20 protein-coding genes are annotated in these 22,643 nt (G+C 61.4%); 14 read left to right on the top strand and 6 right to left on the bottom strand.

Features of this window, described 5'->3' with window-relative positions:
- Positions 1-1,368, bottom strand: a 1,368-nt coding sequence (locus NW853_RS03955; protein WP_414347888.1) for a serine/threonine-protein kinase, incomplete at its 3' end; no start/stop codon positions are given.
- 271 nt (positions 1,369-1,639) lie between these two features.
- Here NW853_RS03955 and NW853_RS03950 point away from each other — a divergent pair.
- Both NW853_RS03950 and glyS read left to right on the top strand, forming a co-directional pair.
- The gene (locus tag NW853_RS03950) at positions 1,640-3,718 is read left to right on the top strand and encodes a cation:proton antiporter (protein ID WP_414347885.1); all 2,079 of its coding nucleotides are present in this window, start codon (positions 1,640-1,642) and stop codon (positions 3,716-3,718) included.
- A gap of 89 nt (positions 3,719-3,807) precedes the next feature.
- The gene (gene glyS, locus NW853_RS03945) at positions 3,808-6,000 is read left to right on the top strand and encodes a glycine--tRNA ligase subunit beta (protein ID WP_414347883.1); all 2,193 of its coding nucleotides are present in this window, start codon (positions 3,808-3,810) and stop codon (positions 5,998-6,000) included.
- 62 nt (positions 6,001-6,062) lie between these two features.
- Here the strand turns inward: glyS and fni are convergent, their stop codons facing one another.
- A complete protein-coding gene (gene fni, locus NW853_RS03940) occupies positions 6,063-7,118 on the bottom strand; it encodes a type 2 isopentenyl-diphosphate Delta-isomerase (RefSeq protein WP_414333042.1) in 1,056 nt (351 codons plus the stop codon).
- Positions 7,119-7,227: 109 nt separating this feature from the next.
- Between fni and NW853_RS03935 the strand changes: the two genes are divergently transcribed.
- Positions 7,228-8,061, top strand: a complete 834-nt coding sequence (locus tag NW853_RS03935) for a response regulator transcription factor (RefSeq protein WP_414347880.1) — start codon at positions 7,228-7,230, stop codon at positions 8,059-8,061.
- Here NW853_RS03935 and NW853_RS03930 read toward each other — a convergent pair.
- A complete protein-coding gene (locus tag NW853_RS03930) occupies positions 7,968-9,032 on the bottom strand; it encodes a tetratricopeptide repeat protein (protein WP_414347877.1) in 1,065 nt (354 codons plus the stop codon). The two genes, NW853_RS03935 and NW853_RS03930, sit on opposite strands and share 94 nt — an antisense overlap.
- Positions 9,033-9,196: 164 nt before the next feature.
- Positions 9,197-11,797 carry an alpha-glucan family phosphorylase gene (glgP, locus tag NW853_RS03925; protein ID WP_414347875.1) on the bottom strand — a complete coding sequence of 867 codons (2,601 nt, stop codon included), beginning with the start codon at positions 11,795-11,797 and terminating at the stop codon, positions 9,197-9,199.
- 156 nt (positions 11,798-11,953) lie between these two features.
- On the opposite strand from glgP, the gene mnmE reads away from it, so the two are divergent.
- The 4 genes from mnmE to gpmI all read left to right on the top strand — a co-directional run bounded on the left by mnmE (position 11,954) and on the right by gpmI (position 16,304).
- A complete protein-coding gene (mnmE, locus tag NW853_RS03920; RefSeq protein ID WP_414347872.1) occupies positions 11,954-13,333 on the top strand; it encodes a tRNA uridine-5-carboxymethylaminomethyl(34) synthesis GTPase MnmE in 1,380 nt (459 codons plus the stop codon).
- Positions 13,334-13,438: 105 nt separating this feature from the next.
- The gene (gene dps, locus NW853_RS03915; RefSeq protein ID WP_414337237.1) at positions 13,439-13,939 is read left to right on the top strand and encodes a DNA starvation/stationary phase protection protein Dps; all 501 of its coding nucleotides are present in this window, start codon (positions 13,439-13,441) and stop codon (positions 13,937-13,939) included.
- Positions 13,940-13,982: 43 nt separating this feature from the next.
- On the top strand, positions 13,983-14,489 hold the full coding sequence (locus NW853_RS03910) for a tetratricopeptide repeat protein (protein ID WP_414333052.1): 507 nt from the start codon (positions 13,983-13,985) through the stop codon (positions 14,487-14,489).
- A gap of 222 nt (positions 14,490-14,711) precedes the next feature.
- Positions 14,712-16,304, top strand: coding sequence for a 2,3-bisphosphoglycerate-independent phosphoglycerate mutase (gene gpmI / locus NW853_RS03905; protein ID WP_414347871.1), 1,593 nt, complete (start codon positions 14,712-14,714; stop codon positions 16,302-16,304).
- 12 nt (positions 16,305-16,316) lie between these two features.
- Here gpmI and NW853_RS03900 read toward each other — a convergent pair whose 3' ends face one another.
- Together NW853_RS03900 and NW853_RS03895 are read right to left on the bottom strand one after the other, a co-directional pair.
- Positions 16,317-16,631: a hypothetical protein gene (locus tag NW853_RS03900; protein ID WP_414333055.1), complete on the bottom strand. Its 315-nt coding sequence runs from the start codon at positions 16,629-16,631 to the stop codon at positions 16,317-16,319.
- On the bottom strand, positions 16,628-17,203 hold the full coding sequence (locus NW853_RS03895; RefSeq protein WP_414347868.1) for a DUF3177 family protein: 576 nt from the start codon (positions 17,201-17,203) through the stop codon (positions 16,628-16,630). The genes NW853_RS03900 and NW853_RS03895 overlap by 4 nt, the downstream gene beginning before the upstream one ends.
- A gap of 543 nt (positions 17,204-17,746) precedes the next feature.
- On the opposite strand from NW853_RS03895, the gene NW853_RS03890 reads away from it, so the two are divergent.
- From NW853_RS03890 to atpA, 7 genes are all read left to right on the top strand, one after another.
- On the top strand, positions 17,747-18,109 hold the full coding sequence (locus tag NW853_RS03890; RefSeq protein WP_414333058.1) for a hypothetical protein: 363 nt from the start codon (positions 17,747-17,749) through the stop codon (positions 18,107-18,109).
- Positions 18,110-18,114: 5 nt separating this feature from the next.
- Entirely contained in the window at positions 18,115-18,861 is a 747-nt protein-coding gene (gene atpB / locus NW853_RS03885; protein ID WP_414347865.1) for a F0F1 ATP synthase subunit A, read from the top strand.
- A gap of 218 nt (positions 18,862-19,079) precedes the next feature.
- Positions 19,080-19,325 (top strand): ATP synthase F0 subunit C, encoded by a 246-nt coding sequence (gene atpE, locus NW853_RS03880; protein ID WP_011430931.1) that lies wholly within the window; start codon positions 19,080-19,082, stop codon positions 19,323-19,325.
- 88 nt (positions 19,326-19,413) lie between these two features.
- Positions 19,414-19,887, top strand: a complete 474-nt coding sequence (locus tag NW853_RS03875) for a F0F1 ATP synthase subunit B' (protein WP_414347863.1) — start codon at positions 19,414-19,416, stop codon at positions 19,885-19,887.
- 35 nt (positions 19,888-19,922) lie between these two features.
- The gene (locus NW853_RS03870) at positions 19,923-20,483 is read left to right on the top strand and encodes a F0F1 ATP synthase subunit B (RefSeq protein ID WP_414347861.1); all 561 of its coding nucleotides are present in this window, start codon (positions 19,923-19,925) and stop codon (positions 20,481-20,483) included.
- A 19-nt stretch (positions 20,484-20,502) separates the two neighbouring features.
- Entirely contained in the window at positions 20,503-21,051 is a 549-nt protein-coding gene (atpH, locus tag NW853_RS03865) for an ATP synthase F1 subunit delta (protein WP_414333066.1), read from the top strand.
- Positions 21,052-21,112: 61 nt separating this feature from the next.
- Complete coding sequence (atpA, locus tag NW853_RS03860; protein WP_414347859.1) at positions 21,113-22,633, top strand: F0F1 ATP synthase subunit alpha; 1,521 nt, start codon at positions 21,113-21,115, stop codon at positions 22,631-22,633.
- Positions 22,634-22,643: the final 10 nt, after the last annotated feature.

Here is a 22,643-nt window from a genome sequence, read left to right as displayed (position 1 = left end):
CCCGCACACCACCCCCCCAGCGCGCGCGGCCGGGCGGCGAGGCCCGCCACCCGGGCCGGGGGGGGCTGGGGTGGGTGGCGATGTGGGCGTGGGTTCGGGTTGAGGATGGTCTTGAGGGTTCTCCCGAACCGGATCAGGATCATCTTCAAACACTGGCTCACCATCCCGCAGCAGCCAGTCCAGCAGTGGATCTGGGCCGGCCTCCCGCTCATCGGTGTCAGAGGGCAAAGGAACAGCAGGCGGTCTCTCAATGTCTGTACCCGGATTCAAAAGCAGACGCAGGCCCCAAAAAGTGCTCCCGGCAATGGCGGCAAAAAGAGCTATCCCTCCCCAGAGGGGGATCTGCCTGTCCCTGGAGTCCGGCTGGGCGCCTTCCCAATCATCGATGGCTGCCAGGGTGCGCTCGGAAAACGGCGAGGTTGTTGGAGGGGGCGTGAGGGAAGATCCGGCGCTGTTGTGGGATTGCAGGGATCTCTCCAATTGGTCGCTGAGGAGCCTCATGGTCTGGGGCCGCTGGCCGGGGTCTTTGGCCAGACAAGCAAGCACCACTTCCTCCAGCGCCGGCGGGATCTCATGAGGCAACTGGGAGCGGTCGAAGGGCCGAGGCTGTTGGTAATTGTGGGCCTCGTACCAACCGGGAAAAGAATCGGTCTTGGGCTGTAGGGGGTGTTGCCCGGTCAGCATGCGGTAGAGCACCACGCCGAATGAGTAGATGTCGGAGCGGGGATCCAATTCCTCGCCGCGCACCTGCTCGGGAGAGGCGTAGCGCACCGTCCCCAAAAAGCCGGTGGTTTGGGTGCCGAGGGCCAAAGAAACGTCGCTCAGCAACTTGGCGATGCCAAAATCCAGGATCTTGACCGTCTCTCCCAGGGTCTCATCTTTCAAAACAAAGAGATTGCTGGGCTTGATGTCGCGATGGATCACTCCTTTGATGAGGTGGCCATCTTGCTCGGTCTCCAAATTGTGGGCATAGTAGAGACCGGCACACACTTGGCGGGCGATCTTCACCACCTGCTGAGGGGGCAGCAGCGGGTGCTTGAGCATCAGTTCTCCCAAGCTGCGCCCCGTCAGGTATTCCATCACCAAATAAGGTTGGTTGTTCTCCAGACCGTAATCCAGCACCTTGACAATGGCCGGGTGCTCCCCCAGCAGGGTACTGATGCGAATTTCCTGCTGAAAGCGCTTGAGCAAGTGACGGCAGGTGTTTTCATCGCCTGCCAAGTTTTGGTGCAACAGCTTCACCGCCACCGGACGATTGAACAGGCGGGTATCCACAGCCTTGAACACCTGCCCCATGCCCCCTGCCGCAATGTTCTGAACCAGTTGATAGCGCTGACCGATCACTTTTCCAGGAGCAAGCTGGTTCATAAGCGGCCCAAGAGCATGTACCCTCCGATTTTAATGTGTGTTTCTCGAAAGTTTCTCTCGCCTCTTTGCGGGCGCCACCGCCAGGCTGTCTTCATTCCCAGCGTGTTCTTGATATATCTTGATATATTTTGAATGCTTGTTAAACGCCCTGGCGGAGATTGAAGACTGGACGAAGGCTGTGGGCCATGGAGAGCTATCTGGATCTGGATGAATCTGATAAACTCAGGCGGGCGCTTTGCCGAGTCTGCGGGTTGCTGTCTGTCGGGTATCTATGCTGGCTAACTGGCTGCCAATTTCAGGGATCCCTCTGGCCATGCTCGGCCCGGTGAAAAACCCGGTTCTGGTGTTCCTGATCATCCTGACGATCATGCTGGTGGCGCCGTTGCTGTTTGAGCGGCTGCGCCTGCCGGGGATCATCGGCCTGATCCTGGCCGGCTTGGTGGTGGGGCCCTACGGCTTGGGCATCTTGCAGCGGGATGAGACCATCGTCCTGCTGGGCACCGTGGGGCTGCTGTTTCTCATGTTCATGGCCGGGCTGGAGACCAGCCTGGAGGATCTGAAGCTGAATGCCTGGAAGGCCAGCGTCTTTGGGGTGCTCACCTTTCTATTGCCAATGGTGATCGGCACGACGGCCATGCTGGCTTTGGGGTATGGCTTTCTGGCGGCGGTGCTGGTGGCTTCGTGTTTTGCCTCCCATACCCTCATTGCCCTGCCGATCGTCTCCAAGTTGGGCCTGATGCGCCTGCAGACGGTGACAGCCACCCTGGGGGCGACGCTAATTACCAATGTCTTGGCGTTGTTGGTGCTGGCGGTGGTGGTGCGCGCCCACCAAGGCGGGCTGACGCTGCAATTTTGGCTGACGCTGATCCCCTCGATTGCCCTCTACACCTTTGCCACCCTCTGGGGGGTGCCCAAGCTGGGCGGTTGGTTTTTCCGGCGCTTCGGCCACGACGAGGGGGCAGAGTTTACTTTTGTGATCGCTACCCTGTTTGTGGTGGCCTACGGAGCGGGGTTGATCGGCATTGAGCCGGTGGTGGGCGCCTTTTTGGCCGGGACGGCCATCACCCCCCTCATTCCCCAGCTTAGCCCCCTCATGAACCGGATTCAGTTTATCGGCAACACGTTGTTTGTGCCGTTTTTCTTGATCTCGGTGGGAATGCTGATCAACCCCAGCATTCTCTTGGGCGAGCCGCGCACGCTGCTGGTGGGCGGGGTGATGATCGCAGCGGAGGTGGTGAGCAAGTTTTTGGCGGCTTGGATCCCGGCCCAACTGTTCGGCTGGCGCTTGGCCAGCGCCATGGTCATGTTCGGCCTGTCGGTGGCCCAGGCGGCGGCTACTTTGGCGGCGATCACGGTGGCCTTTAACGTGGAGTTGGTGGATGAGCTGACGGTAAACGGCACCATCGCCATGATCCTGATCACCTGCATTGCCTCGCCTTGGATCGTGGCCCGCTGGGGCGAGCGACTCCAGCCTGCAGAGGTGGCGGCAGAAGCCGGCGACTTGCCCAAACCAGCCTGGGGATCCCGCGTCTTGGTGCCGGTCGCCAACCCCGATACCGAAAGCAACCTGCTGCAGTTGGCTTTGATTTTGGTCAAAAAAGAAGGGGGGACGCTGCTGCCGCTGCACGTTTTGTCTGACCGGGCTGGGATCTCGCCCGCGGCCCTTTCTCGGCAGGAACAGTTGCTGTCCTTTGCCGAAGCTTTGGCCCACAGCGCCGTGGCCCGAGTGGAGCCGATTCGCCGGGTGGATGATTCGGTGGAAAAAGGGATCGTTCGCTCGGCAGCGGAACGGCAGGCTACCTTGGTAATCCTGGGCTGGAAGGGCTACTCCACCTATGCGGAGAATTTCTTCGGCAGTGTCATCGACGCAGTGGTGCGGCAGGTGGGGATCCCGGTGTTGATTACGCGGTTTCCTGTCCCGATTGAGACGACGCGGCGCATCCTTTTGGCAGCCCCAGAGTTGGAAGTGTCTTCTGGATCCCTGCAGCAAACCATCGGGCTGGCGCAGACGCTGGCCGAGGAGTTGAAGGCGGCGCTGCAGATTCTTTTGGTGCAAACCCGACCGCCGCGGGAGCGCTCCCCGGCCCTGGTGGCGGAAAGCTACGCCCATCTGCCGCTCCAACGGGTGCAAGGAGGGCTGGTGGCCGAGGTGCTCAAAGCGCTGCAGCCGGGAGATGTGTTGATGTTGATCCCCAGCGAAGCCCGCAGCCGCTCCCGTCTGAGCCGAGAGCCGGAGACCATTGCCCGCAACCGGCCTAGCCTTTCCATCCTTGTGGTGCATCTGCCTGCTGCCTCCCCGGCACGTCCGCAGGAGGGCGTTCTGGCAGCAGGGGATCCCACTTGGTACTGATGGCGGGTTAGAGCGCTTGTGTGAACGCCGCCCCGGCTCCCCTGATAAACTGGGATCCCCAGGGGGGATGTCGCTAAGAGCATAGGGGTATGGTTGCCTATTTGCTAGAAGTCGGCTGTGAGGAGCTGCCGGCCAGTTTTGTGGATTCAGCCCTAGAGCAATGGAAAACCGGGATCCCGGCCTCTTTGGCAGAAGCCCATCTGCAGGCCGAGGAGATGCAGCTTTTCGGCACGCCACGCCGCCTGGCGGTTCTGTTGCAGGGGTTGCCCACCCAGCAGCCGGATCGCGTCCTAGAGGTGAAGGGGCCGCCGGCTCAGGTGGCCTACCAAGACGGCCGGCTCACCCCGGCAGGGGAAAAGTTTGCCCAAAAACAAGGGGTGGATCCCGGTAGCCTGGAAATCCGGCAGGTGGGCAAGGGATCCTTTGTCTTTGCCGTGCAGCGGGTGCGGGGTCGACCGACAGCAGCGGTGCTCCAGGAATTGGCGCCCACTTGGATCACCAGCTTGAGCGGCGAACGGCTGATGCGCTGGGGCTATGGAGACTTGAAGTTTCCGCGCCCCATCCGCTGGCTGGTTTCCCTTTGGGATGATCAGGTGCTGCCTTTGCTGCTGCCGACCCATGAGGGCAATTCCATGTCGGGCTTGGTGGCCGGGCGGGTGAGTCGGGGGCACCGCATTTTGGGATCCCAGCGGCTTGTTTTGGAGCGGGCCGAGAGCTATGTCCGGCAAATGCAAGAGGTCGGGGTCAGTCCCGATCCGGCAACACGGGCGGCCCATATCCAGGCGGAGGTGACCAAGCTGGCCAAGCAGGTGAGCGGCCGCGCCCAGATCCCCCCTTCTCTGCTGCAAGAGGTGGTGCAGTTGGTGGAGTGGCCAACAGCAGTTCTGGGGCGCTTTGAGCCGGAGTTTTTGCGATTGCCCCCTGCGGTGATCGAGACGGTGATGATCACCCACCAGCGCTACTTCCCGGTACGGGATGGCCGGGATCCCCAGAAATTGCTGCCCTATTTCATCACCATTTCCAATGGTGATCCTGAGCAGTCGGAGCGGATCGCGGCGGGCAACAGCCGGGTGGTGCGGGCACGCTTGGCCGATGCCCGCTTTTTCTACGAAGAGGATCGGCGGATCCCCTTGGCGGAGCGGGTGGAGCGGCTGCAGGCAGTCGCCTTTGCCGAGGGGCTGGGATCGATGCGGGATAAGGTGGAGCGCATCCGCCACATCAGCCGTCTCATCGCCGCTGCCTTGAATTTGGATCCCCAGGAGCAGGCGCTGGTGGATCGCACGGCCCAACTGTGCAAGGCGGATCTGGTGACCCAGATGGTGTACGAGTTCCCGGAGCTGCAGGGGATCATGGGGGCCGACTACGCCCGGCAGGATGGGGAACCGGAGGCGGTGGCTGAGGGGATCGAGCAACACTACTGGCCTCTGGGGGCGGGGGAGGCTCTGCCCACCTCTTTAACCGGGCGGGTGGTGGGCTGGGCAGATCGCCTGGACACTCTGGTGGGCATGTTTCGCTTGGGGCGGATCCCCAGTGGTTCTTCGGATCGCTTTGCCCTGCGGCGGGCCGCCAACAGCCTGGTGCTGGTTGCCTGGGAGGCCGGCTGGAGCTTTGACTTCAACTCCCTGTTGCAAAGGGTGGTGCAGGACTACGCAGCGGGAGATGAAAAGACCTTAAAAGCGTTGCAGGAGTTTCTCGCCCAGCGGCTGCAAACCCTTTTGCAGGAAGAAAAGCGAATCGACTATGACTTGGTCAGAGCCGTGGTCGGGGATCCTGAATCCGTGCAGACAGAGGATCCGCAGAAATCGGAACTGACCTTGCGGGCCCTGAGCAACCTGCCTTTGACCTTGCTGCGGGCCGAGTATCTGCAACATTTGCGGGCTACCGGGGAATTGGCGGATCTCTATCCCACCCTCAATCGCTGTGCCCGCCTGGCAGCCCAAGGGGACTTAGACTACGCCGTGGTGGATCCGGCAGCCGCTGTGGATCCCGGCCAGTTGCAGGAGGCAGCAGAACGGGAGCTGTACGAAGCCTGCCAGAGGGTTTACCACCTAGGGGTGGAGCCGGCCTTGCGGGGAGACCTCGTCCCCTTGGTGGAAGCTCTGCAAGCGGCTGCTCCGCAGGTAGCGCGGTTTTTTGAGGCGGTCTTGGTGATGGATCCGGATCCCCTGCGGCGGGCCAACCGGCTTAACTTGCTGGGGCTATTGCGCAACCAGTCGCGCCTGCTGGGGGACATGGGAGCGGTGGTCGTGGTAGGGGAATCGGCGCCGGAGAAAACCCATTAGCAACTTCCTTTCTCTCTCCGTTTGGGAGAGGAGCCGGGGGATCGGTGGGATTCTGGTCAACGCTACAAGGGATCCCAAGTATCCTGCCGCCGCAGGGTCGCTTGCCGCAGCCGGGCCAAGTTGGCGGATCCGGTGCAGAAGGCTGCGATCCTCAGCTCCTCGATCACGGCGCGAAAGGTATCCACCACTGCCTGCGCTTGTCCTTGGGAGACGGCGTGTAAAGCGGGGGCGGCCATGCCCACCACATCGGCCCCCAGGCGGATGGCTTTGGCCACGTCGATGCCGTTGCGGATGCCGCCGCTGGCCACCAGGGGTAAATCCGGCAGCAAGCGACGAATTTCCAGCAGGGCCAACGCAGTTGGGATCCCCCAATCCCTGAAGCTGTGGGCAATGCGTTTCTTGAAGGCCTCTGTTTGGCGATGGGCCTCCACCTCGCTCCAACTGGTGCCGCCCGCCCCCGCCACATCCAGGGCTGCCACGCCGCAGTCGGCCAGCCGCTGGGCCACCTTGGCACTGAGGCCATTGCCCACTTCCTTGACCAGCACCGGCACCGGCAGTTGGGCCACCAAGCGTTCGATGCGGCCGTACAACCCGCGCCAGTCGGGATCCCCCTGGGGCTGAACCGCCTCTTGGAGAGGATTGAGGTGCAAAATCAGCGCATCCGCCTCGATCATCTCCACCGCCCGTCGCGCCTGCTCCAGCCCATAGCCATAGTTGAGCTGAACAGCACCCAGGTTGGCCAGCAGCAGAATATCCGGGGCCACTTGGCGCACCTGGTAAGTCCGGGCCAGCTCCGGGTGTTCCAAAGCGGCCCGCTGGGATCCCACCCCCATGGCAATGCCCAATTCTTGAGCGGCACTGGCCAGTTGCAGGTTGAGCTCGCGGGCTGTGTCCGTTCCCCCGGTCATGCTGCTGATGAGCAGGGGAGCCTGCAGGCGTTTTCCCAGAAACCGGCAACTGAGATCGATCTCCGGCAACAGCAGCTCCGGCAAAGCTACATGCTCGAAGAAAAAGCGCTCAAAGCCGGTGCGGATCCCTTTGGCGGCTACGTCCTGCTGCAGAACAATGTCCAGGTGATCCTGCTTACGTTCGGAGATGGGAGGTGGGGAAGCGACCATGGTCTGGGTGGAAGATTGTCCAATCTATATACCCTACATGCCAGAACAGCATTGCCCGAAGACGACCCGCGGTTGTCTATGATGTGGGCGGGATCCCAACCGGACAGCCATGCAACCCTTGCACATCTTGCTGGCAGAAGGCAACCCCCATCTGCGCAGCTTGCTGGGTTGGCACTTGCAACAGGCGGGGCACCCAGTTTGGCAAGCAGAGACCATCCGCCAGGCTAAAACCCTGCTGCAGCAGCAGCCCATCCACCTGCTGATTTTGGATGCAGAGCTGTCCAACCGCGGCGGCCTGCAATTGTGCCGCTGGGCCCATCGCCAGTGCGATCTGCTGATTTTGCTGCTCTCCCAGCGGGGATCCGAAGCCGACATCATCACCGGGCTGGAAGCCGGGGCCGACGCTTACCTCACCAAGCCCCTCAGCCTGCCCCTGTTAGACGCCCATATTCAGGCCCTGACCCGCCGGCTGCGTCGCCGTATCCCTCCCACTTTTCTGCAGTATGGGGATCTCAAAATCGACCTGGTGCAACGGCGCGTCACCTTGGCCGGGGAAGGGATCGACCTCACGCCTCAGGAGTTCAGCCTGCTGATGGTGCTGGTGCAGGCAGACGGGGATCCCGTCTCTCGGCTGGAACTGCTGGAGCGAGCGTGGCCGGATTCCACCGATAACCCCCGCACCGTTGATACCCACATCCTCTCGTTGCGCAAAAAGCTGGAACGGGATCCGCGCCAGCCCAGCTTGATCCAGACAGTGCGCAATGTCGGCTACTGCTTTGGCCTCAATCCCCCCCTGCTACAGGAGCAGAAAACCCGGCCAGCCGCTGTCGGGGGTTCCGGAGCTGGCCCCTACGTCCGAGGAGAGCCAGGATCCCCGTCTGGATCGCTCAGTCGCGGCAAAGACCGGCGCACCCGCTGCTCCAAAGCCAGATTGCGACGTTGACGGCTGAGCTGCAGGGCCGCCTGCAAATCAAAGAGAGCTGTCTCTCTATCCCCCATGTTCCAGTAGGCCAGCCCCCGTTCGTACAGGCCGTACTCGTCGGAGCGGTCGATGCAGTTTATGTCCGCTTCCCGGCGAAAAGCCCGCTCGTAGTCGTCCAAAGCCGCTTTGATCTCCCCCAGCGCATAGAGAAGGTTGCCCCTGCTGTAAAGGGCGTTGGGCTGCTGCGGTTCTATTTCTAGGCTGCGGCTGAGGTCGGCAACGGCCTCGCCATAGCGATCGGCCCAAGCATAGGCAACGCCCCGCCGATAGTAATGGGCCGGAGAGGGATCCCAGCGGATGGCCTGCGACCAATCGGACAAAGCCGCCTCCCATTCGCCCAGGTAGCCGTACACCGTAGCGCGGCAGGCATAGGCGGGCGCCGAGGTGGGATCCCGACGAATGGCCTCGTCCAGGTGAGTTAGAGCTGAAGACAGGGATCCCTGTTGCATAAGCAGGTTGGCCAAGCGGAGGTGGTGGGGGGCGTTGGGGTGTAGGCGCACCAGCTCGGTCAACTCCGCCGTTGCCCCCTGCAGATCCCCTTGCGACTGGCGAATCAGGCCGCGGTAAAGGTAAGGTTCTGGCCGGCGCGGGGCCAACCGGGTGGCCTGGTCGAAGTCCGCCAGCGCCTGGGGAAGCTGGCCGAGTTCGAGGTAAGCTTGGCCCCGCAGGAGGTGGGCGTTGGTCAAATGGGGATCCTGTTGCAGCGCCAGGTTGAGCTGCTCGACGGCCCCTATCAGATCCCGGTTCAGCCACCGCTCGCGACCGCGGTTGTAGGCCAAGATGGCGGGGCGGGTAAAGGCAGAAATGGCCGCTGCACCGGCTAGCCCCATCACCGCCAAGAGGCGATCCTGCCGCCAACTGGCCAAGCCCCCCAGCAGCAGGGCAGCCACGACCAACAGGCGCAAACCGGCAGAGTCGTGGGCTTTGAGCATGGCATCAACCCGGAGCCGTTTGAATCTGTTTTTCTGATTCTGACTGATTGGGCAGCGACAAACACCAATCCTCACGAATCTGGAGCATCTCTCTTCGTTCAAGCTGGATCGGGATAGGAAGGGGCTGTTCCCCTCCCGTCTCCCTTGTGGGTGGAATGGGAATTCTAGGCCCAGAGCATCAGCCGCAGCTCATAGGGATCGTGCATATCGGGGTGAAAGGGCAACAAGCGGATGGCCAGCCCCTGTAGGCCGCTGGCCTCGTAGCGAATCTGGCCGGAGAAGATGGCGCGATCCTCCATCGTCTCCACATGGGGCAAAGAGGTCGCCTGGCCGTTCTGGATCTGGCCGTTGTCGTCCACCGGCCCCTGGTAGGCCTGGACGATCACGTCCTGCGGCTGCAGGGATCCCAGCCGCACCTCGACAGTCACCGTAAGGGGATCCCGGGCCATCACCACTTGGTCATCTTGCGCCGAGGGGAGGCCGGCGGCGGAAGCTTTCTTCGGGGTTTCAATCTGGACATTGAGGACCCGAATGTTGTACCAGTTCTCCTGCAAATGATTGCGCCAGCGGGTGAACTGGCGAGCCGACTCGAAATTGTCGCGGCGCATGCGGTCAAAGTAGTTGCTGAGGGGGATGTAGGCCCGCTCGGCATACTCCAGCACCATGCGCTGCGTGCTGAAGCGGGGGCAGTTGAGCCGAATCGCCTGCTTCATGCGCTGAATCCAGGCGTGGGGCAGGCCATCGCTGCCGCGCTGGTAAAAGAGAGGGGCAACCTCTTGTTCCAGCAGGTCGTAGAGGGCATTCGACTCCACCTCATCTTGGTAGGTGCGATCCTCGTATTCCTCGCCGCGGCCAATGGGCCAGCCGGTCTGGTAGTAATCGGCCTCATCCCACCAGCCATCCAAAATGCTCAGGTTCTGTCCACCGTTGGCCGCCGCCTTCATGCCGCTGGTGCCGCTGGCCTCGCGAGGGCGCAAGGGGTTGTTCAGCCACACATCCACGCCGGCCACCATCAGGCTGGTGATGTACATGTCGTAGTCCTCGATGAAAACTAAGTGCTGGCGAAACTCCGGCTGGCGCGACACCTGCACGATCTGGCGGATCAACTCTTTGCCGGCTGTATCGCGGGGGTGGGCCTTGCCGGCAAAGATAAACTGCATCGGGTACTGGGGATGGTTGAGCAAGGCCTTGAGCCGTTCCAGGTTGTGGAGCAAGAGGGTGGCCCGCTTGTAGGTGGCAAAGCGGCGGGCAAAGCCAATGGTGAGCACCTCTGGGTTGAGGGCCTCGGAGGCTCGCTGAATCTCCACTGCCGAGGCGGCCCGCTTTTGCAGTTGTTCCACCAGGCGCTCGCGGGTGAAGGTGATCAAGCGGGAGCGGCTGCGCTCGTGGGCCCGCCACAGTTCCCCATCCGGGATCCGATCCACCTTTTGCCAAAGAGGATCGGTGGGGGGAGCCTCCGCCCAATCCGGCCCCAGGTAGCGATCGTAGAGGGCTTGGTTCTCTTCCCCCACCCAGGTGCGGACATGCACCCCGTTGGTGATGGAGGTAATCGGCACCTCCTCCAGCGGGATCCCGGGCCATAGCCGGCTGAACATCTTGCGCGAGACCGCCCCGTGCAGCTTGCTGACGCCGTTGACAAACGAGGCCATGTTGATGGCCAGCACCGCCATGCTGAAGGGGGACTGGAAGTCGCCGGTGTTTTCGCGGCCCAGGGCCAAAAAGCGCTCCCGGCTCAGGCCCATCTGGCTGTAGTAGAAGCCGAGGTAGTAGTCGATTTTGTCCGGCGGGAAGAGGTCGATCCCGGCGGGTACCGGCGTGTGGGTGGTAAACATCTGGCTGGACTTGGCCACCTGCCAAGCCTCTTCAAAGCTCAGCCCCTGCTCCAGCATCAACAGGCGGATGCGCTCCACGGCCAAAAAAGCCGAGTGCCCCTCGTTCATGTGGTAGACGGTGGGATGGATGCCAAGGGCGCGCAAAGCCCGCACGCCGCCGATGCCCAGCATGATCTCCTGGTGGATGCGCACGTCCTGGTCGCCGCCGTAAAGCTCATCGGTGATGTCTTGGTCGTACTGGCTGTTGGGCTCGATGTTGGTGTCCAAAAGATACAGAGGCACCCGCCCCACCATCGCCTTCCAGATGCGGGCAAACACCTTGCGCTTGGGGTAGTCCACCTCAATGCGAATCTCGCGGCCCTCCACATCCCTTTGCAGCTCCAGGGGCATGTTGAAGAAATCGTTCACAGGGTAGCGCTCCTGCTGCCAGCCGTCGGGGTTGAGGTACTGGCGAAAATATCCCTTTTGGTAGAGCAGGCCCACCCCCACCAGCGGCAGGCCCAGGTCGCTGGCCGCCTTGAGGTGATCCCCGGCCAAAACCCCCAGGCCCCCTGAGTAGATGGGCAGACAATCGGCCAGCCCAAACTCGGCTGAAAAATAGGCGTAGCACTCCCCTTCCACCGCTTGGGCCGAGCGATACTTGCGGTACCAGGTGTCTTCCTGCAGGTAGCTCTGGAGCTGTTGGCTGGCCCGTTCCAACTGGGCCAAAAAGCCGGGATCCTCCGCCAGCTCGTCCAGCCGCTCCTGCCGCATCTGCCCCAGCAAAGCCACCGGGTTGTGGCCACAGGCATCCCAGAGATCCGGATCCATGCGCTGGAACAGGCTGCGGGTTTCCACGTTCCAACTAAAATGCAGGTTATAGGCCAGCAAGCGCAGACTTTCCAGAGCAGCCGGCAGGTAGGGAGTAACCTTAAACGTGCGTAACGGCTTCATAGTTAGGACGCGTGCAGGTCGCCACTGCCAAGCTACCCTGACCTCGGCGGGAGAGCACAGTTTTTTACAGCTTCTTTCGAGTTGAAGGCCGGGATCCTGCCTAGGTACCACCTGCCGCTTCCAGGGAACCAAGGCATAGCGCATTCCTTGTTACACATGGATCTAACTGCACCCCTGGCCGACACCATTGCTGCCATTGCCACCGCTGTGGTGCCCGAGCAGGGCAGCATTGGCATTGTACGCCTTTCCGGCTCGCGGGCTTTGGCCATTGCCCAGGCCATCTTTACCCCCGCCCGCCGCAACGCCACCTGGGAGAGCCATCGCCTCCTCTACGGCTGGATCCACGATGAGAAGGGCCAGCGGTTGGACGAGGCCCTAGCCGTCTGGATGCAGGCCCCCCGCTCCTACACCCATGAGGACGTGGTGGAGCTGCACTGCCACGGCGGCATCATGGTGGTTCAGGCCACGCTGCAGCAGTGCCTGCGCCAGGGGGCACGGCTGGCGCAGCCGGGGGAGTTCAGCCTGCGGGCTTTCTTGAATGGACGCATCGACCTCACCCAGGCCGAAAGTGTGGTCGATCTGGTGGCGGCTCGCTCCCCGCAGGCAGCCCAGATGGCGCTGGCGGGGCTGCAGGGCAAATTGGGACAGTCCATCCGCGCCCTGCGCCAGGAGCTGCTGGGCTTATTGGCCGAGATCGAGGCGCGCATCGACTTTGAAGAGGATCTGCCCCCTCTGGATGTTCCCGCTTGGCAGGCCCGGCTGCAAGCCATCCAGGCCCAGATGCAGGCCCTGCTGGCCACCGCCGAGCGGGGGCAACTGCTGCGCACCGGGGTGAAAGTGGCCATCGTCGGACGGCCCAATGTCGGCAAGTCCAGCCTGCTCAACGCCTGGTCGGGCCAGGATCGCGCCATCGTCACCGACCTGCCCGGCACCACCCGCGACGTGGTGGAATCCCAGTTGGTGGTGAGAGGGATCCCCGTCCAGCTTTTGGATACTGCCGGCATTCGCGCCACCGACGATCCCGTGGAACGTCTGGGGGTGGAGCGCTCCCAACGGCTGGCCCAGGCTGCCGATGTGCTGCTGCTGGTCATCGACGCCCAGGCCGGCTGGACGGATGCCGACGCCGCCATCTACGAGTCCATTCGCCACCGCCCTCTCATCTTGGTCATCAACAAAACCGACCTCGCCCCCCCTGACGGGATCCCCCTCCCCGCCGAGATTACCCACCGCGTCCCCGCCGTCGCCGCCCAAGGCCAAGGGATCCCGGAGCTGGAAGAGGCCCTGGAGCAGCTTGTCACCCAGGGACGGCCCCAGCCCAACCTGGAGGTGAGCCTTAACCAGCGCCAGGCCGCCGCCCTCCGCCAGGCCCAAGCCAGCCTGGAACAGGTAGTTCAGGCTATGCAGGCGCAGCTCCCCCTCGATTTCTGGAGCATCGACCTGCGCGACGCCCTGCACGCCCTTGGCCAGATCACCGGCGAGGAGATCTCCGAAGCGGTGCTGGATCAGATCTTCAGCCGCTTCTGCATCGGCAAGTAAGTGCTCACTAACTCATACTCATTCTGAGTTTGTGTTAGTATGGGCTGAGTTGGGGATCCTCACAGCGGATCCCGGATAATGGAGACACAACTTAGGAGGTTGGCTATGGTTACCGCCGCAAAAACCCGTCTCTACCCCACCCAGATCGACTTGCCGGCCGAGGCCCGCGCGCAACTGGTGGAGTTGCTCAACCAGTCCTTGGCGGACACGCTGGATCTGAAAACCCAGGTGAAGCAGGCCCATTGGAACGTCAAAGGCATGAACTTCATCGCCCTGCACGAGATGTTTGACACCTTTGCCGGCACCCTGGAAAACTACGTAGACATGCTGGCGGAGCGGGTTACGGCTCTGGGGGGCATTGCCCGCGGTACCGCTCGCATCGTCGCCCAAACCTCGAACTTGCCCGAATACGACCTGACGGCTGAGGAGGGGCGGACTCACCTGCAGGCTTTGGCGGCCCGCTACGGCCAGTATGCGGCTGCTGTCCGCCGCAACATCGACCGCACCACCGAACTGGGGGATGCCGACACCGCCGACCTGTTTACCGAGATCTCCCGCCAGATCGACAAAGATCTTTGGTTCATCGAGGCTCACCTGCAGGCGTAACGTCGGCAAGCCAAATCTGGATAGGCAAGTGGAGTAGGCAAAAATGGGCGTCAACGCTCCCCTCCTGTACCTGGTGGCTTTGGCTGGTATCCTCAGCGTGGCAGGCTACTTCGTCCTGCGTGAGGTGCTGCGGGTGCGGGCCCAGGAAAAAGTCATCCGGCAGCTCCAGCCTCGCCTGAGCAAAGGCAAGGGATCCCCGCAGGAGCACTACGAGTTGGGCAGCGTCTATCTGCAAAAGCGTCTCTACGACCAGGCCATCGTCCAGCTTAAAAAAGCTCTAGAGGTGGCTGGGGAGAACATTCCCCCCGTCTGCAACGCCCTCGGTTTTGCCTACTTCAGCCAGGGGCAATACGACCTGGCCATCCGCTACTACAAAGATGCAGTGGCAGCGGATCCCGGCTATGTGACCGCTTGGAACAACCTGGCCCATGCCTATGAGAAGAAAAATCTCTATGGCCCAAGCCTGGAAGCTTACGAAACTGCCCTGAAGTTGGATCCCCAGAATGCCATTGCCAAGCGCCGCTCGGATTCTCTGCGCAAACGCTTGTAGCCCAGCTCCTGGGGATTCCCTCTGCAATTCCATGCGCAGAAATACTCTTGACTGAGGCACAGTTGTTCAGATGGGTTGGGATTAAAGGCTCATCATGCTTTTATAAGCCTCTCGTTATTCTCTCAAAAGGAGATTGAAATATAGAAATCTTGAGCACACATGTAAGATCCGGTATCGTGTTGCCGGGGCTGGTATTATGTCTTAAAAACGAGAGGCCATTTCATGGATTCGCAATCGGTAGCACCTGTGGTTCTGGTAATCCTGGACGGCTGGGGTTATCGGGACGCTCTCGATGGCAACGCGGTGCTGGCTGCCCAAACCCCTGTCCTGGATAGCCTTTGGGCTGCCTATCCCCATGCTCTGCTGCAAGCCTCAGGTCGAGCTGTGGGCCTGCCGGCAGGACAGATGGGCAACTCTGAAGTCGGGCATCTGACGTTGGGGGCAGGGCGGGTGGTACCGCAAGAATTGGTGCGTATCAGCGACGCCATCGAGACGGGATCCCTCTTCCAGGAGCCCCTCTTGCTGGAGGTGTGTTGCCAACTCAAAGAGCGAGGGGGCCGTTTTCATTTCATCGGCCTCTGCTCCGAAGGCGGGGTTCACTCCCACATCGACCATCTCTATGGCTTGCTTAAGTTGGCGGCCCAGGCTGGGATCCCGGCCTATGTCCACGCCATCACCGATGGCCGCGATACCTTGCCTCGCGACGGGGCCAGGGTTCTGGCCGCCCTGGAAAAAGAGCTGCAATGGCTGGGCAATGGCGTCATCGCCACCCTGAGTGGCCGCTACTACGCCATGGATCGGGACCGCCGTTGGGAGCGCACCCAGAAGGCCTACGAGATCCTGACGGAAGACGGCCCTGGCTGTGGCCGCAGCGCTGCTGAGGTCATGGAAGACTTTTACGCCCAGGATGTTACCGACGAGTTCATTCCCCCCACTCGCTTGGCTCCGGGGGCGGTGCAGCCGGGAGATGCAGTCATCTTCTTCAACTTCCGACCGGATCGCGCCCGCCAGCTCACCCAAGCCTTCGTCTGCCCCGACTTTTCCGGTTTCCAGCGCCGTCTGATTCCGGATCTCACCTTCATCACCATGACGCAGTACGATCCAACCTTGCCGGTGCAGGTGCTCTTTAAGCCCCAGAACCTGGATCACCTGCTGGGCCAAGTGGTGAGCGAGGCCGGCCTCAAGCAGTTGCGCATTGCCGAGACGGAAAAGTACGCCCACGTCACCTACTTCTTCAACGGCGGTATCGAGCAGCCCTTTCCCGGCGAAGATCGCATCTTGGTGCCAAGCCCGCTGGTGGCCACCTATGACCAAGCGCCGGAGATGTCGGCGGTGGAGGTGACCGACAAGGCTATCGAAGCTATCGCCCGCCGCGAATACAGCCTGGTGGTGCTCAACTATGCCAATCCCGACATGGTGGGCCACACCGGCAACTTCGAGGCCACAGTGCGGGCGCTGGAGACGGTGGATCGCTGCCTGGGCCGTCTGCTGGCGGCGGTGGTGGATGCGGGGGGTACCACCTTAATCTTGGCGGATCACGGCAACGCCGAGCTGATGTGGGACGAGCAGGGCAACCCTTGGACCGCCCACACCACCAACCCCGTCCCCTGCATCCTGGTGGAGGGGGAAAAGCGCAAAATCCCCAGTCGCGGCGGCAACGTCAAGCTGCGCTCCGACGGCACCCTGGCCGACGTGGCCCCCACCCTTCTGGAGATCTTAGGTCTGCCTCAACCTGCCGAGATGACAGGGCGCTCGCTCTTGCAGCCGGCAGAATACACCATCCTGCAGCGGCAACCCAGCCCAGTGGGGCGTTGAACCGGGAATTGCTCACTCGGCCACTGGGATCCCAGCCTGGGCCAGCCAAGCTCTCAGCTCTTCCCAGTTGCGGTAGAGGGCCAAAACCTGCGAGCGCTCAGGGTGATAGGGGGCGCTCAGGCGCTCCAACTGCAAAAAGCGAGCCTGGGGAGGGATCACCGCCACTTCCGGATCGGGGGGTGTGGGCCGGCGCAGGGAGCTGCTGTAGCCGCGGTAGATCAGCACCAAATCAACTTCCCCCTCGCTTTCTACCTCCACCCGCAGCACCTCCTGGGGGTGAGCCTGGCTGTAGCGCTCCAAGGCCAGCGGCCAGGGCAAAGCACTCATGCCAGCTCCCCCTTGTCTGCACCGGGCCGCAGCCGCCAGACAAAGTAAACGCTATAGAGCAGGTAGGCCACCAAGCCCCACGCCCCCACGCTCCCCAGCAGCTCCGGCGGCACATTGGGATGGAAAATCTCTCGAAACCCCAGCGGCGGCTCAAGCCAAGCTCGACACTCCGCCGATAGAGAAGCCCGGAAGGCGCAGGGCACGAAGGCCCCCGAAAAGAGGATCCCGGCCCCCATGTAACCGGTTACAGCCCACCGCCAGAGCAAAAAAGCTCGTGCCGCCCAGCTTCTCGACTGCCTGAGAGCAGTGCTCCAATCTCGCCAGAACCACAGGCAGACCGGGATCAAGAGCCGCGCCATCGCCCCGCTCAAGAAGCTGATGGGCAGGCCACCAATCATCAAATACACCGTCACCGCCAAGAGGCTGGACACCCGCCAGTAAACGATCAAGAGCTGAATCAGAGGACGTAACCCCACCGCAAAAGCCCAAATTAGGAGAGCCAACGGCAGCACCACCGTCAGCGCCACGGCCAAGCTGTAGTCCACCCAGATCGCCTTGACCAGCCAACTCACGGGGATCGTCCTCGCCCTTTCTTCTCACTGCCCCATAGTATATAGAGCGGCAGGGTCGGCGGGATCCACCTCAAAACAACAGGAGGTAACAGAATATTGCAGCTTCTCGGCCACCTTAGGCAAAACTTTACATCCGAGGGCTTTCAGAAAGTTTTCCATTTTTGCCGTTGCCGATCCGCGAAGGTGGTAGATTCTTAGAGGAACATCTCCGTCTGTCGAAGGGCTAGTCGTCTTTCGAGGCGATGATTGTAAGGTTCCATCCCGTCCTGGCCCGGCCCAACTCGTTAAGTATTGTTACTTAGTCGTGTTATTTTGGGTTAAGGCCAGATCCTCAGAGGTGGTGACCTCATTCCCATGGCACGTTCTTCCCGACTTCTCTCCCACAGTCCTGCCCGTTGGAAGGCGACCCCGTGGAAGCCCAAGCCTTTGCCTCCCCTAGAGGAGGCGCCGCCTCCGTCCCAGCAGGAGGAGGATTTAGGCTGCCAGAGTGCGTCGCAGCCGTCGCTTGCTCCGGGCGAAGCGGGTTCGGGGGAGAAGGCGACAATGGCTGGCAGGAGCTATGAAGCGCTGCAGCTATGGCTGGTGGTGGTTACCTTGGGCGTGAGTCTGGCCATCGCTGTGGGAGTGGCCCTGGTCTACTCCCCAGGGGTGGCGGCCAACTACTTGCTCGGAGCAATCGTTGGCGTAGTCTATCTGCGCATGCTGGGCCGTGGTGTTGCGGAGCTGGGCAAAAGTCGCAGCCGGCTGGGAGTGACGCGCTTGGCTCTGTTTGTCGGGCTGATCGTCCTGGCCACTCAGGTGAAGTCTTTACAGATTTTGCCTATTTTTTTGGGGTTCATGACCTACAAGGTCGCCCTGCTCATTCATCTTGTCCAGACGCTGACTCGTTTATCCTCTTCTGCGTGATGCCCATGAACCTGTTCTTCTCCTCTCCTCCTCTTCTAGCAGAACTTGAGGTCGGCCATCACCTCTATTGGCACCTGGGCAAATTCACCGTTCACGGGCAGGTTTTGATTGCCAGTTGGATCGCCATCGCCCTGATCTTGGCCGTGGTGCTGTTGGGGACTCGTCAACTGCAGCGGGAGCCGGCTGGCCTGCAAAACTTCGTTGAGTATGCCCTGGAATTTGTGCAAAGCATTGCCCGCGCCCAGATTGGCGAGCGCAACTTCCGGCCCTGGGTGCCCTATGTTGGCACCTTGTTCTTGTTCATCTTTGTCTCCAACTGGATGGGCAACCTCTTCCCTTGGAAGCTAATTCCCCTGCCGGAAGGAGAGCTGGCCTCTCCCACCAACGACATCAACACCACCGCCGGCTTGGCGCTGCTCACCAGCGTCATGTATTTTGTAGCCGGTATTAGCAAGCGAGGGCTGTCCTACTTTAAAAAGTACATCGAGCCCACGCCGGTTCTGTTGCCCATCAACGTCCTGGAAGATTTCACCAAACCTCTCTCGCTGAGCTTCCGTCTGTTCGGCAACATCTTGGCAGAGGAGCTGGTGATCGCGGTGTTGGTGTTGCTGGTGCCGTTGTTGATCCCGGTGCCGGTGATGATCCTGTTCCTGTTTACAGGGGCCATTCAGGCTTTGATCTTCGCGACGCTCTCGGCAGCTTACATTGGAGAGGCGCTGGAAGGTCATGGGGGTGGGGATCACCACGATTGACCCAGGAGTTGGGCCAACCGCCGAGTTCAGGGCCCAGCTCTCAAAACCTCTCCAATGGGTCGTCGCAAGGGATCCCTTCTCTGGTAAGGTTTGTTGGGGCCGAGAGGCCGCCGACAAAGAGGCGATCGGTTAAATATCAAGCCAGATCACCTCGACGCTCAAAGCGCTGTTGCGTTCGTGTCAACCCTCTGTTTTGTACTGACAAGGAGCATCTCACTATGGATCCGTTAACCTCTGCTGCTTCTGTGTTGTCTGCTGCTCTGGCAATTGGCCTGGGATCCCTGGGCCCGGGGCTGGGCCAGGGGAATGCTGCCGCCGCCGCTATGGAAGGGCTGGCCCGTCAGCCGGAAGCAGAAGATAAAATCCGCGGCAACCTGCTGGTCAGCCTGGCCTTCATGGAAGCGTTGACCATCTACGGCTTGGTGGTGGCACTGGTACTTTTGTTTGCCAACCCCTTCGCCTAATGCCTCTGGGGGCGGCCCAGGCCGAGAGCTGGGGTCTTGCCCCCCTTCCCTGCTCGATCTCAGATCCTGTTTCTGTTGGTGCGGCCTCATGATTTGTTCAACTTTGTTGGCCGTCGAAGCTGCCGAGAAAAATGGCCTCTTCGATCTGGATGCCACCTTGCCCATCATTGCCGTCCAATTTCTGCTGCTGGTGGCCGTGCTCAACTCCCTTTTCTACGAGCCGGTTACTCGGGTCATCGACAGCCGCAACGACTACATCCGCGCCACCCAGGCGGAGGCCCAGGAGCGGTTGGACAAGGCGATGGCTCTGACCCGCCAGTACGAGGCTGAGATCGGCAAGGCCCGCCTACAGGCGCAGCAGGTGATCGCCGAGGCGGAAGCGGCTGCAGCCCGCATCCGTGCGGAGAAGCTGGCGGCAGCCCAGACGGAGATCCAAGCCAAGCTGGAGGCGGCGCGGCGGCAAGTTGAGCAGGAAAAGCAGACGGCGCTCGAACAACTGCAGCAGCAAGTGGATGCCATTGCCGCCCAGATCACCGAGAAGCTGTTGGGCAGCGCCCGTTAAGTGGCCGGTTGAACATTCCTTGGGAGTAGCGCGTGATGCTGGTGTGGAGCCTGATGCCCGCTTGGCTTTTGGCCATGGCCGAGCCGGTGGCAGAAGCCGCGGAAGTATCCCCAGAAAAGGGGCTCTTGGATGCGATTCTGGAAAGCAACTTAATCAACATCGCCATCATCCTCACCTTGCTGTACATTTTGGGGCGCCGGGTGGTGGGGGAAGCTCTGGCCAAGCGGCGAGAAGGCATCCTCGAGGAGCTGCGCCAGGCGGAGCAGCGCAAGCAGGAGGCGATCGAGAGGCTGGCGGAAGAACAACAAAAGCTGGCGCAGGCCCAGCAGGCGGCGGAGCGCATTCGCAAACAGGCGGAGGCCAATGCGGAAGCCCGCCGGCAGGAGCTGTTGCAGCAGGCGGAGCGGGAGATCGAGCGGCTGCGCGCCAACGCCGAAAGGGATCTCTCTGCTGAACAAGAGCAAATTGTCCAGGAGCTGCGCCGCCAGATCGTGCGCCAAGCCCTGCGCAAGGTGGAGCAGGAGCTGCCGCAGCACCTCAGCGAGCAGGTTCACCAGCGCCTGATCGAACAAGGGATCCAGATGATTGCCCGCTAAGGAGGAGGAAGGGAAAAGCATGATCAGCCGCACCATGGCCGCCAAGGTGGTCGATCCCTACGCCGAAGCCCTGGTTTCTCTTGCCTCTGCTCAGGGGCTAATGGATACCTTTGAGGCCGACATCCGTTTTATGGCCGCGGTTCTGCAGGCCACGCCGGAGCTGGGCCAATTCCTCGCCAGCCCCCTGATCAAGGCGGAAGCCAAGAAAAACCTGCTGCAGCAGGTGTTTGCCGACCAGATCCACCCCCTGCTGCTGAATGCTCTTAAGCTGTTGTGCGACCGTCGCCGTATCATGTTCCTCGAGGCCGTCTGCCGGCGGTTCTTGGAGCTGCAGCGGAAGCTGCAAGATATCGTCCTGGCCGAGGTGACCACGGCGGTACCTCTGACGGAGGCGCAACAGCAGTCGATCCGCGAGCGGGTAAGAGACTTCACGCAGGCCAGGGGTGTGGAGCTCCAGATTGCCCAAGATCCCACGTTGCTGGGTGGGGTGATCATCAAGATCGGATCCCAGGTGATCGACCTCAGCTTGCGCGGCCAGTTGCGCCGGCTGGCGCTGCAGTTGGCCTAAATTGGCCCAGAGTTTTCCTTAATAATTTTGGATCCCTTCCTATTCCGTTGAGAGGACTGCTATGCCTACGATTCGCCCAGACGAGATCAGTACCATCATCAAGCAGCAGATCGAACAGTATAACCAGGAGATGCAGATCTCCAATGTCGGTACCGTCCTGCAGGTGGGAGACGGCATTGCCCGCATCTACGGCCTGGAGAAGGTGATGGCCAGCGAACTGTTGGAATTTGAGGATGGCACCACCGGTATTGCCCTTAACCTAGAAGAAGACAACGTCGGCGCAGTGTTGATCGGCTCCGGGCGGAACATCCAAGAAGGATCCACCGTCAAAGCCACGGGCAGAATTGCCAGCATCCCTGTAGGGGAAGCCCTGCTGGGCCGCGTAGTGGATCCCCTGTGCAATCCCATCGACGGCAAAGGGCCGATTCACTGCACCGAGACGCGCCTCATTGAGTCCCCGGCCCCCGGCATTATCGATCGCCGCTCCGTGTACGAGCCTCTGCAAACCGGCATCACCGCCATTGACGCTCTAATCCCCATCGGGCGGGGGCAGCGGGAGCTGATCATCGGCGACCGCCAAACCGGCAAGACCACCGTTGCCGTGGACACGATCCTGAACCAGAAAGGGCAGGATGTGATCTGCATCTACGTAGCCATTGGCCAGAAGCAGAGCACCATCGCCCAGGTGGTGGGCGTTCTAACCGAGCGAGGGGCAATGGACTACAGCATTGTGGTGGCTGCCGGCGCTGACAGCCCGGCCCCGCTGCAGTGGTTGGCCCCCTATTGTGGCGCCACCATTGCCGAGTACTTTATGTACCAGGGTAAGCACACTTTGGTGGTCTACGACGACCTCTCCAAGCAGGCGGTGGCCTACCGGCAGATGTCGCTGCTGTTGCGGCGTCCGCCCGGTCGGGAAGCCTACCCAGGGGATGTATTCTATCTGCACTCGCGGCTGCTGGAGCGGGCGGCCAAGCTGAACAGCCGGCTGGGCGAGGGATCTATGACGGCGCTGCCGATTGTGGAAACCCAGGCCAACGACGTGTCGGCCTATATTCCCACCAACGTTATCTCCATCACCGATGGGCAGATTTTCTTGGAGTCGGATCTGTTCAACGCCGGTATTCGCCCCGCCATCAACGTTGGCATCTCTGTCAGCCGCGTCGGCTCGGCGGCCCAGACCAAGGCGATGAAGAAAGTGGCCGGCTCGATCAAGGTGGAACTGGCGCAATTTCGCGATCTAGAAGCCTTTGCCCAATTTGCCTCTGATCTGGACGAGGCCACCCAGAAGCAATTGGCCCGTGGCCAACGGCTGCAGGAGATCCTCAAGCAGCCGCAATATTCGCCCCTGTCTTTGGATCAGCAGGTGGCGATTATCTACGCCGGGACGCGGGGGTATTTGGACGACATTCCGGTGGAGAAAGTCTCCAGCTTCAAGCAGGGCCTGCTGTCCTACTTGGGCACCACCCATCCCAAGTATGGGGAGATCGTCCTCTCCACCAAGCAACTCACTGAAGAGGCGGAAGAGATCTTGAAAACCGCCATCACGGAGTTCAAACAGAGCTTCCTGGCCAAGGCGGCTTAGTTGCCGGGGA

The organism is Synechococcus sp. H55.11 (genome assembly GCF_047462475.1).
GTDB lineage: Bacteria > Cyanobacteriota > Cyanobacteriia > Thermostichales > Thermostichaceae > Thermostichus.
Note: the sequence above shows the minus strand (reverse complement) of the source record. Positions and strands in the feature narration are given on the sequence as shown.